At 54.5% G+C, this 14,856-nt stretch carries 19 protein-coding genes and 1 tRNA gene; 6 read left to right on the top strand and 14 right to left on the bottom strand.

The features are described from left to right. Positions 1-26: 26 nt before the first annotated feature. From IPI63_RS06885 to IPI63_RS06845, 9 genes are all read right to left on the bottom strand, one after another. Positions 27-1,238, bottom strand: a complete 1,212-nt coding sequence (locus tag IPI63_RS06885) for a TIGR00300 family protein (RefSeq protein ID WP_366850891.1) — start codon at positions 1,236-1,238, stop codon at positions 27-29. 23 nt (positions 1,239-1,261) lie between these two features. Then, positions 1,262-2,383 (bottom strand): RNA ligase, encoded by a 1,122-nt coding sequence (locus IPI63_RS06880; protein ID WP_292477597.1) that lies wholly within the window; start codon positions 2,381-2,383, stop codon positions 1,262-1,264. Continuing rightward, entirely contained in the window at positions 2,380-3,141 is a 762-nt protein-coding gene (locus IPI63_RS06875) for a CBS domain-containing protein (protein WP_292477596.1), read from the bottom strand. The genes IPI63_RS06880 and IPI63_RS06875 overlap by 4 nt, the downstream gene beginning before the upstream one ends. 17 nt (positions 3,142-3,158) lie before the next feature. Then, positions 3,159-4,019, bottom strand: coding sequence for a CBS domain-containing protein (locus tag IPI63_RS06870; protein ID WP_292477594.1), 861 nt, complete (start codon positions 4,017-4,019; stop codon positions 3,159-3,161). After that, complete coding sequence (locus IPI63_RS06865; RefSeq protein WP_214065855.1) at positions 4,016-4,933, bottom strand: CBS domain-containing protein; 918 nt, start codon at positions 4,931-4,933, stop codon at positions 4,016-4,018. Before IPI63_RS06865 ends, IPI63_RS06870 begins: the two co-directional genes overlap by 4 nt. A 62-nt stretch (positions 4,934-4,995) precedes the next feature. Further along, positions 4,996-5,775 carry an HPP family protein gene (locus IPI63_RS06860; RefSeq protein WP_292477592.1) on the bottom strand — a complete coding sequence of 260 codons (780 nt, stop codon included), beginning with the start codon at positions 5,773-5,775 and terminating at the stop codon, positions 4,996-4,998. Then, entirely contained in the window at positions 5,750-5,956 is a 207-nt protein-coding gene (locus IPI63_RS06855) for a pentapeptide repeat-containing protein (protein ID WP_214080285.1), read from the bottom strand. The genes IPI63_RS06860 and IPI63_RS06855 overlap by 26 nt, the downstream gene beginning before the upstream one ends. 18 nt (positions 5,957-5,974) lie before the next feature. Then, a complete protein-coding gene (locus IPI63_RS06850; RefSeq protein ID WP_214065858.1) occupies positions 5,975-6,529 on the bottom strand; it encodes a cyclic nucleotide-binding/CBS domain-containing protein in 555 nt (184 codons plus the stop codon). A gap of 103 nt (positions 6,530-6,632) precedes the next feature. Further along, positions 6,633-7,109 (bottom strand): molybdenum cofactor biosynthesis protein B, encoded by a 477-nt coding sequence (locus IPI63_RS06845; protein WP_214065859.1) that lies wholly within the window; start codon positions 7,107-7,109, stop codon positions 6,633-6,635. 284 nt (positions 7,110-7,393) lie between these two features. Here IPI63_RS06845 and IPI63_RS06840 point away from each other — a divergent pair, with 284 nt between their 5' ends. From IPI63_RS06840 to IPI63_RS06815, 6 genes are all read left to right on the top strand, one after another. Then, positions 7,394-8,008, top strand: coding sequence for a Kae1-associated kinase Bud32 (locus IPI63_RS06840; RefSeq protein ID WP_292477591.1), 615 nt, complete (start codon positions 7,394-7,396; stop codon positions 8,006-8,008). Positions 8,009-8,159: 151 nt separating this feature from the next. Further along, a complete protein-coding gene (albA, locus tag IPI63_RS06835; RefSeq protein ID WP_214065860.1) occupies positions 8,160-8,429 on the top strand; it encodes a DNA-binding protein Alba in 270 nt (89 codons plus the stop codon). A 9-nt stretch (positions 8,430-8,438) separates the two neighbouring features. After that, on the top strand, positions 8,439-9,053 hold the full coding sequence (gene purN, locus IPI63_RS06830) for a phosphoribosylglycinamide formyltransferase (RefSeq protein WP_292477590.1): 615 nt from the start codon (positions 8,439-8,441) through the stop codon (positions 9,051-9,053). 1 nt (position 9,054) lies between these two features. Beyond that, the gene (locus tag IPI63_RS06825; RefSeq protein ID WP_292477588.1) at positions 9,055-9,540 is read left to right on the top strand and encodes an HIT domain-containing protein; all 486 of its coding nucleotides are present in this window, start codon (positions 9,055-9,057) and stop codon (positions 9,538-9,540) included. Positions 9,541-9,801: 261 nt separating this feature from the next. Continuing rightward, positions 9,802-10,242, top strand: a complete 441-nt coding sequence (locus tag IPI63_RS06820) for a cyclic nucleotide-binding/CBS domain-containing protein (RefSeq protein WP_292477587.1) — start codon at positions 9,802-9,804, stop codon at positions 10,240-10,242. Positions 10,243-10,592: 350 nt separating this feature from the next. Then, positions 10,593-10,677: transfer RNA gene (locus tag IPI63_RS06815), tRNA-Ser, on the top strand. Between the two features lie 304 nt (positions 10,678-10,981). Here IPI63_RS06815 and IPI63_RS06810 read toward each other — a convergent pair. From IPI63_RS06810 to IPI63_RS06790, 5 genes are all read right to left on the bottom strand, one after another. Continuing rightward, positions 10,982-11,953: a radical SAM protein gene (locus IPI63_RS06810; RefSeq protein ID WP_292477585.1), complete on the bottom strand. Its 972-nt coding sequence runs from the start codon at positions 11,951-11,953 to the stop codon at positions 10,982-10,984. Positions 11,954-12,037: 84 nt separating this feature from the next. Next, a complete protein-coding gene (locus IPI63_RS06805; protein ID WP_292477584.1) occupies positions 12,038-13,537 on the bottom strand; it encodes a potassium/proton antiporter in 1,500 nt (499 codons plus the stop codon). 16 nt (positions 13,538-13,553) lie between these two features. Beyond that, positions 13,554-14,021 (bottom strand): hemerythrin domain-containing protein, encoded by a 468-nt coding sequence (locus tag IPI63_RS06800; RefSeq protein ID WP_292477582.1) that lies wholly within the window; start codon positions 14,019-14,021, stop codon positions 13,554-13,556. 17 nt (positions 14,022-14,038) lie between these two features. Beyond that, a complete protein-coding gene (locus IPI63_RS06795) occupies positions 14,039-14,377 on the bottom strand; it encodes a cupin domain-containing protein (RefSeq protein ID WP_214065866.1) in 339 nt (112 codons plus the stop codon). A gap of 83 nt (positions 14,378-14,460) precedes the next feature. Next, positions 14,461-14,856 carry an RDD family protein gene (locus IPI63_RS06790; protein WP_292477581.1) on the bottom strand — a complete coding sequence of 132 codons (396 nt, stop codon included), beginning with the start codon at positions 14,854-14,856 and terminating at the stop codon, positions 14,461-14,463.

Genomic DNA, 14,856 nt, shown 5'->3' with positions numbered 1-14,856 from the left:
TTTGCGATCCAGTCAGGCAGCTTCAATCAGACTGCCTGCACAGCCAGCTTTTTCTGCTCCTGGATCTCCCCGGTCAGCTGGGGCAGGAATATCCCGATGTCGGTCACAAGACCTATGGCCTGAGCTGATCCCCTGTCCATCAGCTTGGTCACTGTGGAGGGATTGATGTCCACGCAGATGGTCTTGACATATGAGGGCAGGAGGTTGCCCACTGCGATGGAATGGAGCATTGTGCCCAGCATCAAGGTCATATTCACCCCCTGCAAAGCCCTCTCCATGGCATCCTTGGCCTTGATGGTATCAGTGATGACCTCGGGGAGGGGGCCGTCATCGCGAATGGAGCCAGCCAGGACGAACTCGATGCCTCTGGTGATCGCCTCATACATTATCCCCCCCTTCAGCTTGCCCTCCTCTATGGCCTTCTTGATGGAGCCGCTGGCCATGATCTCGCTTATGGCGTACAGATGGTTTCTGTGTCCGCCGGATGTGGCATTTCCCGAGCAGTCCATTCCCAGGCTGGTGCCAAAGAGCTGGCGCTCGACATCATGTACTGCGACTGCATTGCCCGCCAGGAGGACATCCACATATCCCTCCCGAATGAGCTTGGCCAGGGAGGGGGCAGCGCCAGTGTGAACCAGTGCCGGCCCGCAGACCACGGCTATCTTGCCCCCCTCTCTTTTGGTGCGGATGATCTCCTGGGCCAGCTGGCAGATTAGCTCTCCGCTGGGCCTCTCTGAGGAGACCTCATTGGACATGAATCCAAAGAAGCTCCTCTCCCTCGGGCGTTCGGGAGGGACCACCTTGACCCCTGTGGTTCCGATCACCACCCGATCCCCCTTCTTGATATGGCCGATGGGAGTGCATACCGCCCTGCCATTATGCAGGACGATGATACCATCCATATGGTTTGCCTCCACCTCCACCCATATCCCATGATAGCGCACATAGGTGGGGTGATTGGTGGTGGTGTAAAATCCCCGCGGCACCACCATATCTCCAGGAGCTATCTGGGACCTGACATCCTCCATCTCCAGGAGGCGTGCTCCCAGGGCGTTCAGCTCCAGGAGTATCCGTTCCAGGTGGAGGGAATCCTCCCCGGTTACTGTGATCTGAACATAGCTGGTATCGTTCTTCTTCTCGCCTATCCGGAAGGTCTTGATCTCAAACTCTCCTCCCATGTCCATGATCCTGTCCAGGACCTTTGTCAGCATCTGGGAGTCGATCAGATGGCCTTCCATCTCAATGTCAGCGATCTCTGTCCTCACCACATCTCACCATCCAAGAGGGCTTCGGTTTTATCGTTTGTGCTCATAATGATTTTGGTTATTCCTATTCTATATCCATCGTCCTCGGGCAGCGGCTGGTCGAATATCGCCCTGATCCCGCATCGACGCAGGTGATACTCAAAGCCCCTCGCTGTGGCCAGGCTCTCCACCCGGATCTGGATCCTCTGGGTGATAGTCTCCCCACGCTGCTTTTTCTCGATGGTCTCTATCAGGGGCAAGAGGATGCTCTCTCCGATGCGCCGGGCCCTCTCCCTCCTCTCCTCCTCTGGCTCCTTCCACTCCACAGACTGAAATCCCTCCCGGACAGCGCGGGATAAGAAAAAGTCCTGGGCATAGTCGTTATAGTAGCGGAAGGCTATCTCCAGATCGCTGCAGTTAGACTCGGAGCTGGTGTATTTGAGGGGCTCTACCCTGTTTTTCGGATCCTTCAACACCACCCCCTCCCTCCCTTGCCGGCCCAGTTTGAGTATTATCTCTCTGATCCTCTGATGAGCAGTCTTCAATGGGAACTCTCCAAAGAATGCCGTTGCCCTCAGGCCGAACTCCTCTGCTATCTCCTGGGTTTTATATACTCCATAGGTCCCCCGCCGGTTCTTCTGGGCGACATCGAAGAGATACAGATCGATGCTGTCTGTGGGATAGACCTCAGAGGAGACATAAGGGTTTTCCGGGCCCACCATCTCTGCACATAAGACCAGGCCTGGGAGCCTCTCGAATATCTCCTCCGGCAAGAGCCTTGCTGCCACCTCAGTGGAATAAGGGCAGATGAAGCCTCCCCTGGTCAGGGCCACAATATTCCCGTCTATGGATGTGATGCGAACATTATGTCCGTTCATCTTCTCCTCCACTGCCACAGAATCGATGAAATGGTCTTTTATGGCTGCTTCGAGCATCAGAGGACGGCGGATGCGGGGATAGCCCCAAACGATCTCCCCACTCTCGAAAATCACCGTCCCGGCCTCAATTCCCGAGATCTCCTTATCAAACCTCAGCAGTTGAGGCTCGGGCCAAAACGATTTGGATACCTTCGTCTCTTGCAGGCTTTCCAAGCGATCTACTGTTATTCCCAGCTTCTCTGCAACCCTTTGCAGATTCATCCAGTCCTCACCAGATAATCCAGTATGGACCGCCTGGTGATCACGCCGACTACCTCCTCCCTGTGGTTGAGCACAGGCAGGCCGCCTATGTTATCTGTGAGAATAATCCTCTTGACCTCTTCTAAGGGAGTATCAGTGTAGACGAACTTGACATCATGGGTCATCACATCTGAGACCAGGATATTGTAGATGCGAGCATGTTGCTTGCTGGCAGTGTCGTTCAGATCCCTGAAGGCCCGAAGAGCCCGGGCCACATCTCCCTCGGTTATTATCCCCACCAGCCGCCCTGACTCCACCACAGGAAGCCTTCCGATATCCCTGTCCAGGATTGTGCGCCGGGCATGAACCAGCCGGTCGCTCGGATTGGCGGTGAGAGGATGTCTCATGGCATCTGCGGCCACCCCGCTCACAGTGGCCTTCTCCAGGATCTCCCTTGGCCTGACCCAGCCCAAGATCTTATCCCCATCCACTGCCACCAGTACTGATGTCTTCTGCAATAGGACCATGGCATCATCCATATCCATGTCCGGCAGAACCTTGATCACGCTGTCCATGGTGGCCGATGCCACATGCAAAGAGGAGGCGGGCATGCCCAATGCTTTGCGGGCACCAAGAACACGAGCGATCTGCCTGGTGGTGGTTATGCCCCCTATCTTGCCCTTATTGGTGACCAGGAGCCTGCGCAGATCGTTCTTCTCCATGATATCCAGTGCATGGCTCAACCGTTCCGATTTATCTATGGAAACGGGCTCTGTCATAATCTCCTTAACCTGCATCACTTCCACCTGCCAATCTCTGCTATGATCTCATCGGCTGAGAAGTAGCCCACCACCTCATTCCCCTTCACCACAGGCATGCCGATGATATGCTTCTCTGCCAGGGTCTTGCTGGCCTGTACAGCCCCCATCTCCGGGGCCAGAGAGTATACGGGCGATGTCATGACGTCCTCGGCTACGAAGGGCATCTCTTTTATGTATCGCTGCTGCTTTCTCCCAGCAGTGCTCTCCTTTCTGGTCATCTTGATGCTCTTGGCCTCCATCTCGTCCTTGGGCCCCATGATCTGGGAGAAGGTGAGACCTGAACGGGTCACTATGCCTACTGGAACGTTGCCGCCCTCATAGACCAATGCCCGGCTGAGGCCCTGAGCATTCATCTCATCCAGTATGTGGCTGATGGTATGATGGCGATGCACAGCGAGGATATTCTTGCTCATCAGATCCTCCACCTTTGATGATACATCCTGATCGGAGAAGTACCTCACCATATCCCGGGAGGTTACCATGCCCACGATCTCTCCATCCTTCTCCACCGGCAGGCCGCTGAAGTCATTCTCGATCATCAACTCCGCTGCCTGAGGCATGGTGGCATCGGGGAATATAGTTATCGGCTTCTCGGTCATGACCACCTGGATGGGGATCTTGTCTATGGGCCTCCTTCGCCATTCTGGGGCTGCCTGGCTGATCCGGTTGGTGATATCGTATTTGGTGACTATGCCCACCAGCTTGCCATTGTCCATGACCGGCAGCCGGCCGATGGAGTACTTGAACATCAGATTTCTGGCTCTCTGGATGGGCTCGTTCCGCTCAATGACATTTACCGGGGTGCTCATGTAGTCTTTGACTTTCTTTATGATCATGGCAGTATTCCTCTGTTCTCTGCTAAAGCCCTCACGAAGTCTCTTTCCGTCAGAATCCCCGCTAATGAACCCCTGTCCATAACGGGCATCGATCCAATCTCGTTGTCGATCATCTTTCTGGCTGCGTGGCCGAGGTTCATCTTCCTATCAATGGTGATCAGGCTCCTCTTGATCAGGCCCTTTATGGGCTGGTCCATCACCTCGCCGATGGCGCCTGTAACCACCTTCTCGAATGCCTCGCCACTGCCCATGTATTTCATTATATCCGATGCGGTGACCATTCCCATGAGGACACCATCCTGGACCACTGGCATCCGCCGGAAGCCCTTCTGGATGATCATCCGGGTCATCTTCTCAATTGTGGTCTGGGCGGGCGCAGTTACCACATTGGGGCTCATGAAGGATTCCACCAGCAGAGTTGTATCCACCCCCCGGCAGGAGCGGACGAAGTCCTCTTCGGTGATTATCCCCTTTATACGGGTATCCTCATCCACTATTGGAAGGCCGCCAACGTTCTTCTCGTACATCAGCTTCAAGACCTCTGGCAGGGAGGAGTTCTCGCTGGCATAGATGAGCTTGCTGCTCATTATCTCCCTTATATCGGCATTTATGGCGGTGAAGATATTGCCATGGTACTTCTCCTGCAGAAGGTTATGCCGCAGCCCGCCGCCCAGAAAGTCTACAATATCCACCGATGTCACAAAGCCCAGCAGCCTCTTGGTGCCGGCATCTACAATGGGAAGCCTGGAGAAGCCATAGAAGGTCATGGTCTTTATCGCCCCCATGATGGTGGTGGTAGGGGGGACGGTGACCACATCCGGCGACGCTGCGCTTAGCACCTCGCTGACATGCTTGGCATGCCTGGAGTTGAACTGCAGAGGTCCTCTCTCCCCCGAGCCGGGGGCTCTTGGCATTCGATCGTTCTTTTGCGGAATCCTTGTTATCTCTTTTCCAGTAGTTGGACCATTGCTCATACTCACTCACCCAGGTAACATCTTATCAGATCGCTTCTATCTACTATTCCCGTGATCCTTCCCCCGTCTACCACTGATACCCTGCCCACATCATGCTTGAGCATAAACTCTATAGCCTCGGCAACGCTGGCCGTCGGCTTGAGGCTGTAGAGGGGAGAGCTCATCAGCTTCTCAGCCAGAAGGTGCATTGAGTCTGTCGGTCGGGTCTCGCTCTCTTTGCTGATCCTGGCCCATCCTCTCTTGAGTATATCAAATCTGGTGATCATTCCTACAGGCTTATCCTCCCTCACCATGGGCAGACCGGTGAAGTCCTGGCTGACCATTCGCTCCCAGACCTTGGTAACCGGCTCATCGAGGCGGGCGGTTACCACCTTGGTGCTCATGATCTCGCTTATCTGCTTTTTGGGAATTTTAGATAAATCCAAATGCTTGAATATGTCGATTATAGTCACAACACCTCTGAGGGCCTTATCCTCTTGGGATTCGACCACCGGAAGCAGGTTGCTCTTCTCTTTAAGCATGAGCCTTGCTGCATCAAGCACATCGGTGTCGCCGACCACTGTGGGTACTGCCGTTATGAATCCAGAGACTGTAACATTCGATCTGGTTGAGGTCACCCGAAGTGCATCCTGCGAGGTTATGACCCCCAGAACCTGGCCGCTGCTATCCACAACTGGCAGCCCTCGCACATGGTTATCTCTGATCAACTGGCGTGCCTTGGTCAGATAGGTGGAGTCCTCCACATAAAGAGGATCTCTAGAGAAAATGTCTTCGACTAGCATTTAAACTCCCCTGCTGTCCCGCAATTGCCATATTGCATTTTGCCATATTGCATTTTGCCATATCGCATTTTGCCATATCGCATTTTGCCATATTGCATTTTGCCATATCGCATTTTGCCATATTGCATTTTGCCATATCGCATTTTGCCATATTGCATTTTGCCATATCGCATTTTGCCATATTGCAATCATGTTAAAGCTATCGATTTCCGTCCCTGCAGCTCCAGCAGAGCAACTCACCATTCACGTTTTCCAGATTATCCGAAAGCTGGCCGCAGACCTCACAGATTCCACTCACCGCCCCTCGAGGCTGCTCGAAGTGAATGCTCTCCCGGTGCATCTCCAATAGATCGCTCAGGATATCATTCAATCCCAGCGAGGAGCCAGAGATCAGGTCGGTGTCAGTGATTATCCCCACAAGCTTCCCTTTATGAATCACCGGCAGTCGTTTTACCCCCACGCGGAGCATCAGAGCGGCCGCATCCCGCAAGCTCGCATCTGGTTCGATTGTAGTCACAGGCGAGCTCATGACATCTCTCACCCTCAAATTTCTGGGATCGACGCCCTGAGCTACGACCTTTCTTACCAGGTCCCTCTCCGTCAGAATGCCTGTGATCATATCTGCTGATACTATTATCAGACTCCCCACGTTGGCCGAGCCCATCCTCTTGGCAGCGCTCAATATATCCATGTCGGCATCAGCAGTGATCACCGGCCGGGTCATGATATCTCGCACTGGAATCTCCGTCTCCATTGGCCAAATCTCCGTGTATAGCTCTATGTGCTTATTGGTGCACTAATGATATAAAAGGCTACTCCGAAGCATCAGGACTTGATTTGATAACTAATATTTTTTTCTACTCAGCCACGTGCTTCAGTATATGCTCTATCTCTGCTAAGATCAGCTCTATGCCCAGTCGGGCGGCAGCGGGAGAGCCGGGCAGGCAGAATACAGGCCTCTTTCTGTGCACCCCTGCCGTTGCCCGGGTCAACATGGCGCGGGTGCCAACCTCCTGCATGCTCTGCCAGCGGAATATCTCCCCAAATCCCGGAAGCCTCTTCTCAAAGAGCGGCTCTACCGCCTCGATCGTCTGGTCCAGGCGGGTGAGCCCCGTGCCGCCGCAGATCACTATGGCATCAGCAGTGCTCGATTTCACTGCTTGCTGGATGGGCTCTATTCCATCGGGAAGAAGCTGGTATTTGCCGGTATGCCCTGCCCTGCTGATCCTTTCCAGTATTATCTTTCCGGACAGGTCCTCTGCTCTATCCGGATCGGTGACCGTACCGAAGCTGTTATAGCGAGAGGTGCTCGCGACTACCACATCTATGATCATGCTCCCCCCTTTCTGGATAAGGATAAAATTTTTTCCTGTGGAAAGGATTGACGATCAAGGAGCACTGCTGCTTGCCCGGCAGGCCCAATCTCCAGATCTGCTTCCAGCATCTGCAGTACGGAAAAGAGAGGGGTCCAGTAGAGTGACTCTGCCTGGGAGCACTGGAGGAGAATGACATCTTCGAAGATGGAGATCGTGGCCCTTGAGGTCATGGCCCTTATATAGAGGGCCTCTTAGGTGGGGATGGGAGAATAAATACGGAGAGATCAGATGGGAGCTGACAGATGGAAGCTGGCAGGTGGGAGTTGGCAGGAGATGCAGGCCTCATGGAGATAGGAAGAGGGGCAGAAGCAGTCATAACCCTTGAGAATGGAGTGGTCAGGAAGTGGCGGCTTCCCAAGAGCTACCGCCTGCCCGCCTTGGACGAACGCATCCGTCAGGAGAGGACCATTAGGGAGGCAAGGATCACCTCTGAGGCCCGCAGGCATGGAGTCCTCACCCCCATCATCTGCGATGTGTCCCGGTTTGAGCTGAGGATGGAGCACGTACAGGGGGATAAACTCAAGGATGTGATCTGCCCGGCGCTCTCAAGCAAGGTGGGGGAGATGGTGGGAAAGCTGCACCGGGGTGGGATCATCCATGGAGACCTTACCACCTCCAATATGATCCTGGTGAGGGAGGGGATCTGCCTGATCGACTTCGGCCTGGCATTTTATGAGCGTTCGGTTGAGGCTCAGGGGGTGGATGTGCACGTCTATTTCCAGACCTTGGAGAGCACCCACGACCGGCCGGAGGAGTTGATAGAGTCCTTCAAGTCCGGCTACCTGAGGGTTTATCCTCAAGGGAAGGCGGTTTTAGAGAGGGTAAAGGAGATAAAAGCGCGGGGACGATATCTGTAGGGGAAAATGTTTGTAAGGGAAGATGTTTGTAAAAGAATATATTTGTGAAGGAGGATATCTGTAAGCATAGCGATCTCGTCAACAGATTAATCAGTAGATTTATCTATGATATCATAGGATATTAAAATTTAATTTTCAAGGTGATGAGCCAATGGCGGAAGATGAGGTCGTATTCATCGGCAATAAGCCTGTGATGAATTATGTGCTGGCAGTGGTAACCCAGTTCAACAGCGGCGCCAAGGACGTCAAGATCATGGCCAGGGGGCGGGCGATCTCCAGGGCGGTGGATGTGGCAGAGGTCTCAAGGTCTCGATTTCTGCCGGATGTAAGGGTGATGGGAATTCAGATCTCCACCGAGACTCTCAATACCGATCGGGGGGAGGCCAATGTATCTGCGATTGAGATCACTTTGGGGAAGTGAGTCAGCAGTTTGACCGCCTCCATTGGCATCATATCCTCTGGCAGGGGGGAGAATCTCCGCTACATCCTGCAGGCAGAGCGAGCGGGCCAGCTTCCTGCCCGGGTGAAGATAGTCCTGGCCGACCAGCCTGATGCCGGCGCCCTCAGGATCGCAGAGGAGTTTTGCGTCCCCCATATGTTCATCGAGCCTGCAGGAAGCTCCAGAGAGGAGTACGATCAGAAGCTCATCGAACATCTGGAGGGAGCGGGGGTGGAGCTGGTGGTCCTCACCGGCTACATGAGGATCCTATCTCCCGGATTCGTCCGCCATTACAAGAACAGGATCTTGAATATCCATCCTGCCCTGCTGCCCTCTTTCCGGGGTTTGGATGCCTTCGGCCAGGCCCTGGAGCATGGGGTGACCTGGACCGGCACCACTATTCATATCGTGGATGAGGATGTCGATCACGGGCCCATCGTCTATCAGCAGCCGGTGCCGGTGAGGAGGAACGATACCCGCGAGAGTCTGAAGGCCAGGATCCAGAAGGCGGAGTACAGAGCCTATCCCCGGGCGATAAAGATGTTCATCGAGGGGAAGCCTAAAGTGGTGGGAAGAAAGGTTGTATTTGAGAACGGAGCGAAGTGATATGGAGCACCTGTGGGCACCCTGGAGGATTGAGTACATCCTCAGCAAGAAACCGGAGGGCTGCATCTTCTGCACCAAGCCCGGGGAGAAGAGGGATGAGGAGAATCTGATACTCTACAGAGGAGTACACCATTTCATCATCATGAATGCCTATCCCTACAATAATGGCCACATGATGGTGGTCCCATTTCGTCATACCTCAAAGCTCTCAGGCTGGGCTGATGGCGAGCGGGAGGAGATGATGGAGCTTGCCGATCTGGCGGTGGAGCTCTTGAGACATACCATGCATCCGGATGGATTCAACCTGGGGATCAATATGGGCATTGTGGGCGGCGCGGGAATTGCCGATCATATCCATATGCATATAGTGCCCCGCTGGAATGGCGATACCAACTTCATGCCCGTCATATCCGATACCAGGGTGATATCTGAGCACCTGCGGGCGACATATGCGAATTTGAAGAGAGGGCTGGAGGAGATGCTTTAAATCCTCATGATCGAAAGCTATATATCTCGTCGATTCTCTATATAGATCAATGTGAAAGTCGATAGGTGCTTCCTCCTACCTCCTTTGCCCTTCTCGACTTTCCTTCCCCCTGACTCTGCATTGAAGTTTATAAACTCAATTCTGCGAATTAGGGCTCAATCCCAATAGTGACAGATGCCCTTGCATCACTGAAGCCATTTGAAATCATTTTTCAATCTTCTCTGAGCGTCTGATTTATCTTGGTAGAGTGGCTACAGGTGGATGGAAAATGCAAAACGGCGGAAGTTATCCTCTGTATCCGTCCAAAGGATCGGTTGTGCTATGAAGGTCAGAGAGTTGATGAGCTATCCCATTGTCACCGTGCCTCCCGAGGCCATGGTGCTGGATGCCATAAGGGTGATGGCAGCACAGAAGAAAGGCAGCGTTCTGGTGGCGGAGGAGTGCCTCCTCAAGGAGTGTCTGGGGATTGTCACCACCAGCCAGATCTTCCTGGAGGTATTTGCCAAGGGGCAGGATCCGGCCAGGGTTCGGGTCACTGATATCATGACCCCCGGTCCTCTGATCACCATCGATCTTGATGATTCCACCCAGAGGGCGGCGGAGCTGATGCAAGAGCACAATATCAGAAGGCTGCCGGTGTTGAAGGATGGGGCCTTGGTGGGCATCATCACCAGCAAGGATCTGCTGGCCTGTGTGAGGTGAGGGCTGGGGCCCAGACCCTTGATCCTCCCGCCGTCATGCCGGTGCCACAAAGCAGATCTCGATTTTGCCATTGTTTTACATCTTCAATCTTTAGCAAAATAATATAAAAATATATAATAATAAATATAATCTGCTTGATGCCACTGGCTTCCCGGTCTTTATACTCAACAGTGCCCCGGAAAAATCCAAGCTATCATGCTATCATGCTTCTTACAACACTTAAATATCTTAGAGGATCATTTAGTTGAAAAGCACAGGTTTGCTGCCAAAAGCCCAAAAGCAATATATACCTGAAAGAGTATTCCAATGACGCCGATCGAAGCATATCACCACAAACTTTAGCTTAGGCTGTCGAGGTCGCCTAGCCTGGTATGGCGCAGGTTTGCTAAACCTGTTCCGCTCCGCGGATCGTGGGTTCAAATCCCACCCTCGGCGCTTTCTTACAGGGTAAAAGGGCGAAGAAGAGAATTATTCCCGCCGACAGAGTGCATCCCTGTCATTCCGCTTCATCAAAAGGATGGCTCACCAGAATCAAGGCCTTCCCTTTAACCAAAAGCGGCTGCTGAGCCTCATGTATCTGGATTGCTTGTTGTGCCATAGGAGGTCATTCGAGCCAGCCATTGGATATCACATACATCCGGCTATATATCCAGCTGCATATCCTATTGGCCTGTTCATAAGGCGCAATGATGATATGGCCTGTCTGATTGAATGATGAGGATATTGAGTTCTGAGCGCCTTATAGATCCCTTCCTGGAACGAGATCGCAGCCGGTGCAGCAATAGCAGCCTGTGAGGGCCAGCCTGCCGTCCAGGCCCTTCTGATCCAGTCTCATCCTCAGGTATCGAGCCAGCTTCAGCAGCCGCTCTGCCGATGGCCGGGTGATATCCACCTCATCCAGGCGCAGGGGATGAGGGTAAGCCGCCCTCAGAATGGGAAGAACGCCCCGATCCGTAAGCTCATCCATCCCCTGGCGGAGGGACTGGTCCGACTCCCCCAGGCCAACGAGCAGATTGGAGAAGACGTGGTTTTCTCCGAAGAGCTCCACAGCCTCCTCCAGGGCATCCATTATCTCTTGATAGGACAATCCCGGGCAGACCCGGGAGAAGAGAATGCGATCGGGCGTCTCCAGATTGTACTTGACTTCATCTGCCCCGGCATCGTAGAGCATCCGGTTGACTCCTGGAAAGGGGTTGACAGATACTCCTATCGGCACTCCAAACTGCTTCAGATCGCAGACCAAAGCCGCCACCCTCTCCCCCTCAAGCTGTGGGGAGACCTCAGTGCCGCTGGTCAGGGAGATGGACTCCAGCCTGCCGGTGGCATTCGCCTCTTTCACCATCTCCACCACCCGCTGATGAGACTTCACCCCCCCCTTCAGCCTGGGGACAGCACAGAACCTGCAGTCGTATATGCAACGCTCAGAGACGGTGATATAGGCCTGGCCCGGTGAGTGCAGCAGGGGCTCAACCATCCTGCCCCTGGAGATCGCTCTGCCCTGCAGGGAGATGAGCGCCTCATCCCCTCTCACCTCCAGGCTGAGAGGCGATCTGTCCACTACGCTGAGGCGTACCAATCTCCTGCCGGACTGAAAGAAGACTGAGCTCTCCCCCGCGCCGGGGCCGGCGGTGGACGGCTGGCCGCCATCCTGAGGCCGGGAGAGCTGCACTCTCCCTATAGAGAGAAGAAGGGCTTTTGTCTTCAGATCCATCGTACCAGCTCTTATCCTCCAGGTTAAAGAGAATGATGCTCCAGGCCGATAGCCGCCCCGGCCCCGGTACCCCTCCGATGATCCTCAGGTCTCCTGGTGCCCCGCCTGACCGCCATCTGCTGGGATCTCCTTTTTCTCCACCAAGGAGCGGAGCAGATCAAGGGATGCGCCGCTGGACTGGACGGAGAGGCGATCACCCCCCTTTAATATTGTGCTCCCTCCAGGACGAATGGGATGACCCTCCCTTCTCAGGACAGCAATCCAGGTGTCATCGGGCAGATTGAGGTCTGCAATCTGCTTTCCATCAGCAGAGCTGCCGGAAAGGACCTTGAGCTTGACCAAAGGCTCCCATCCCTCCTTTCCCGCGACCCCCTCCGGTGGCTCGGGAAGGAGGGCCAGGGGAGCATCCAGGCCCAGCCTGCGGGCGAAGAAGGGTATGCTGGAGCCCTGCACCAGTACGCTGGTCAGGACCACGAAGAAGACCACATTGAAGATCATATCCGCCTTCTGAACCCCGGATACAAGGGGGAAGGTGGCCAGGATGATGGGTACTGAGCCCCGCAGGCCCACCCAGGAGATCATGACCCTCTCCTTGATCGGAATCCTCCGGAAGGGGAGCAGACATATGAGGACGGCCATCGGCCGGGCCAGGAACATCAGGACCGAGCAGATGAACAGGCCAATGCCCACCACTGGAAGGAGCTGCGAGGGGAAGACCAGCAGGCCCAAGGTCAAGAACATGGCGATCTGCATCAGCCAGGCCAGGCTGTCATGATCGTCTATCAGGCTGCGCTTGTGAATAAAGGAGTGCTTGCCCAGGCCCAGCCCGGCCAGGTACACAGCCAGAAAACCATTTCCTCCCAGAGAGGCGGTCAGTGCATAGGCCAGCATGACCAGCGATGTGGTCAGCAGGGGATAAAGCCCCCGGTAATCAAGGCGAATCCGATTGATGATGATGGCCATTCCCCGGCCCATGATATAGCCGAATACCGCTCCCAGGGCCATCTGCTGGGCAAACATGGGGAGCAGAGCAGTGGGGGTGGAGACATCTCCAATGATCAATCCAATCAGGCTGGTGGTCAGGAAGATGGCCATGGGATCATTGCTGCCCGACTCCAGCTCCAAGAGGGGCCTTAGATCCCCCTTCAGACTGATATGCTTCGAACGGAGGATGGAGAACACTGCCGCCGCGTCGGTGGAGGAGATGATCGCCGCCAGGAGCATTGCCTCAAGAAGGCTGAAGTCCAGGACGTAATAGGCGGCATAGCCGACGATTATAGCAGTGAGGATGACCCCCAGTGTGGCGAGAACCGCCCCCTGCCAAAGAACGGGCTTGACCTCCTTCCATTTGGTGTCCAGGCCGCCGGCGAAGAGGATGAAGATCAGGGCCACTGTCCCCAGGTACTGGGCCATCCAGGGGTTATTGAACTCTATTCCCCCTGGCCCATCCGATCCGGCTAGCATGCCAATCAGCAGGAAGAGGACCAGAGTTGGCACACCCAGCTGAGTGGATGCTTTGCTGGATACCACGCTTAAGAGGAGCATTACGGCCACTCCCAGCAGAAGGAACTCCAGCGATATCATAATAAATTTTTACACTTCAGTTCTGCGATATTAATCTTCGGGAGAGCTTCAGCTTCAGATATTCGCCAATCAATATCGACGCCGGATAAAGAACATCTTCCTCTGTCTGGGCATGGAACATCAGCTTCTCGGCGAAGATCACTGCCTTTTCATTCCCTTCCCCCTCTGCCGCTCTGATGAGGGACTTGAGGGCGGTCACAATCTCTTCATGCTCCTTGAGCATATGCCCAAGATCGGCTTTCAATCGATCGGTCAATTCTATTACCGCTTGCATCTCGGGCAGGACTGTACCCTCCGCCAGAACCGGCAGCATGCCCAGCGGCGGAAGGGCATACTCCTCCTCCTTCAAGAAATGAGCATGGAGGATGTCGGCCACCTTCTTCGCTGCATTGCCCGTATTTCCGCCGGCCTCTATTGTCTCTGCAAGCTCGGCATGAAGCTCTTCATGCTCCCTTCTCAGAGATGCTGGTGGCTTGAGTTCCATGAATCGATCCTCCCAGTTCAGAGCAATCTCGTTGCCTCCTTCTGCCCGGGGGTCTTGACCACCAGGATCCGGGTGACGGCATTGCTCTCGTTAATCCAGCGATGGGGGATCTTGGCCGGGCTCTCGATGAGAGTGTCGGCCACTGCCACCTCCTTCTCCTCACCGATCTCCACCACCCCTTCCCCCTCCAGGACATAGAAGATCACATCCACGGGGGTGACATGCTTTTTCAATGACTCGCCCGGCTGCAGGGTTATGTGTACCACCTGGGCGTTCTCGGTATCGCTGAGGCTCCGGGCATCCACCCCGTGGGGGTTGGGTTTGCTGGAGGCATTCATGACTTTTATGGTTTTCATGCTCATAATCAACTGCCCAATCCAGCATTAAGTGTTTCCATAGAGAAGCCCTCCATAAAGCGGGCAGCACCAAGCGGGCGGCATCAGAGAATCTGCTCTCTTACAACTGTATCCGAGAGCCGGTTAAAGAGCCTCTGCCGCCCTCCCCGGAAGGCAAAGAGGCCTATCAGAAGATCGGCGGGGAGAAGAAAGGCCTTGCCAAAGGACTGCACCGCTGAGTCCCTGTAGCCGATGGCCTCTCCATAAGGGCCCACGACAACGATATTGAGCAGCATCTTTCCCAGGGACTGCCCCCGATAGCCTTCCAGCACCGTCCAGTAGAGGAATAACAGGCAGGATAGCATCAGCGCTCCCTCCAGCTGCACCGCCTCGACTCTCAGGAGGATGCTAAGCCTATGCCAGACCAAGCCCATCAAGAGAACATCTATCAGCCAGGCCCAGAAGCGATCGACCCATCTGGCCAGCACCAGTTCCTCCAA

Origin of the sequence: Methanothrix sp. (assembly GCF_016706325.1) — an archaeon.
Classification (GTDB): domain Archaea; phylum Halobacteriota; class Methanosarcinia; order Methanotrichales; family Methanotrichaceae; genus Methanothrix.
Note: the sequence above shows the minus strand (reverse complement) of the source record. Positions and strands in the feature narration are given on the sequence as shown.

Bases quoted from the DNA above. Each gene is read 5' to 3' on its own strand.
- IPI63_RS06885 (WP_366850891.1), bottom strand. From the start codon at position 1,238: ATGGAAGGCCATCTGATCGACTCCCAGATGCTGACAAAGGTCCTGGAC.
- IPI63_RS06880 (WP_292477597.1), bottom strand. From the start codon at position 2,383: ATGAATCTGCAAAGGGTTGCAGAGAAGCTGGGAATAACAGTAGATCGC.
- IPI63_RS06875 (WP_292477596.1), bottom strand. From the start codon at position 3,141: ATGACAGAGCCCGTTTCCATAGATAAATCGGAACGGTTGAGCCATGCA.
- IPI63_RS06870 (WP_292477594.1), bottom strand. From the start codon at position 4,019: ATGATCATAAAGAAAGTCAAAGACTACATGAGCACCCCGGTAAATGTC.
- IPI63_RS06865 (WP_214065855.1), bottom strand. From the start codon at position 4,933: ATGCCAAGAGCCCCCGGCTCGGGGGAGAGAGGACCTCTGCAGTTCAAC.
- IPI63_RS06860 (WP_292477592.1), bottom strand. From the start codon at position 5,775: ATGCTAGTCGAAGACATTTTCTCTAGAGATCCTCTTTATGTGGAGGAC.
- IPI63_RS06855 (WP_214080285.1), bottom strand. From the start codon at position 5,956: ATGGCAAAATGCGATATGGCAAAATGCAATATGGCAAAATGCGATATG.
- IPI63_RS06850 (WP_214065858.1), bottom strand. From the start codon at position 6,529: ATGGAGACGGAGATTCCAGTGCGAGATATCATGACCCGGCCGGTGATC.
- IPI63_RS06845 (WP_214065859.1), bottom strand. From the start codon at position 7,109: ATGATCATAGATGTGGTAGTCGCGAGCACCTCTCGCTATAACAGCTTC.
- IPI63_RS06840 (WP_292477591.1), top strand. From the start codon at position 7,394: ATGGAAGCTGGCAGGTGGGAGTTGGCAGGAGATGCAGGCCTCATGGAG.
- albA (WP_214065860.1), top strand. From the start codon at position 8,160: ATGGCGGAAGATGAGGTCGTATTCATCGGCAATAAGCCTGTGATGAAT.
- IPI63_RS06825 (WP_292477588.1), top strand. From the start codon at position 9,055: ATGGAGCACCTGTGGGCACCCTGGAGGATTGAGTACATCCTCAGCAAG.
- IPI63_RS06820 (WP_292477587.1), top strand. From the start codon at position 9,802: ATGGAAAATGCAAAACGGCGGAAGTTATCCTCTGTATCCGTCCAAAGG.
- IPI63_RS06810 (WP_292477585.1), bottom strand. From the start codon at position 11,953: ATGGATCTGAAGACAAAAGCCCTTCTTCTCTCTATAGGGAGAGTGCAG.
- IPI63_RS06805 (WP_292477584.1), bottom strand. From the start codon at position 13,537: ATGATATCGCTGGAGTTCCTTCTGCTGGGAGTGGCCGTAATGCTCCTC.
- IPI63_RS06800 (WP_292477582.1), bottom strand. From the start codon at position 14,021: ATGGAACTCAAGCCACCAGCATCTCTGAGAAGGGAGCATGAAGAGCTT.
- IPI63_RS06795 (WP_214065866.1), bottom strand. From the start codon at position 14,377: ATGAAAACCATAAAAGTCATGAATGCCTCCAGCAAACCCAACCCCCAC.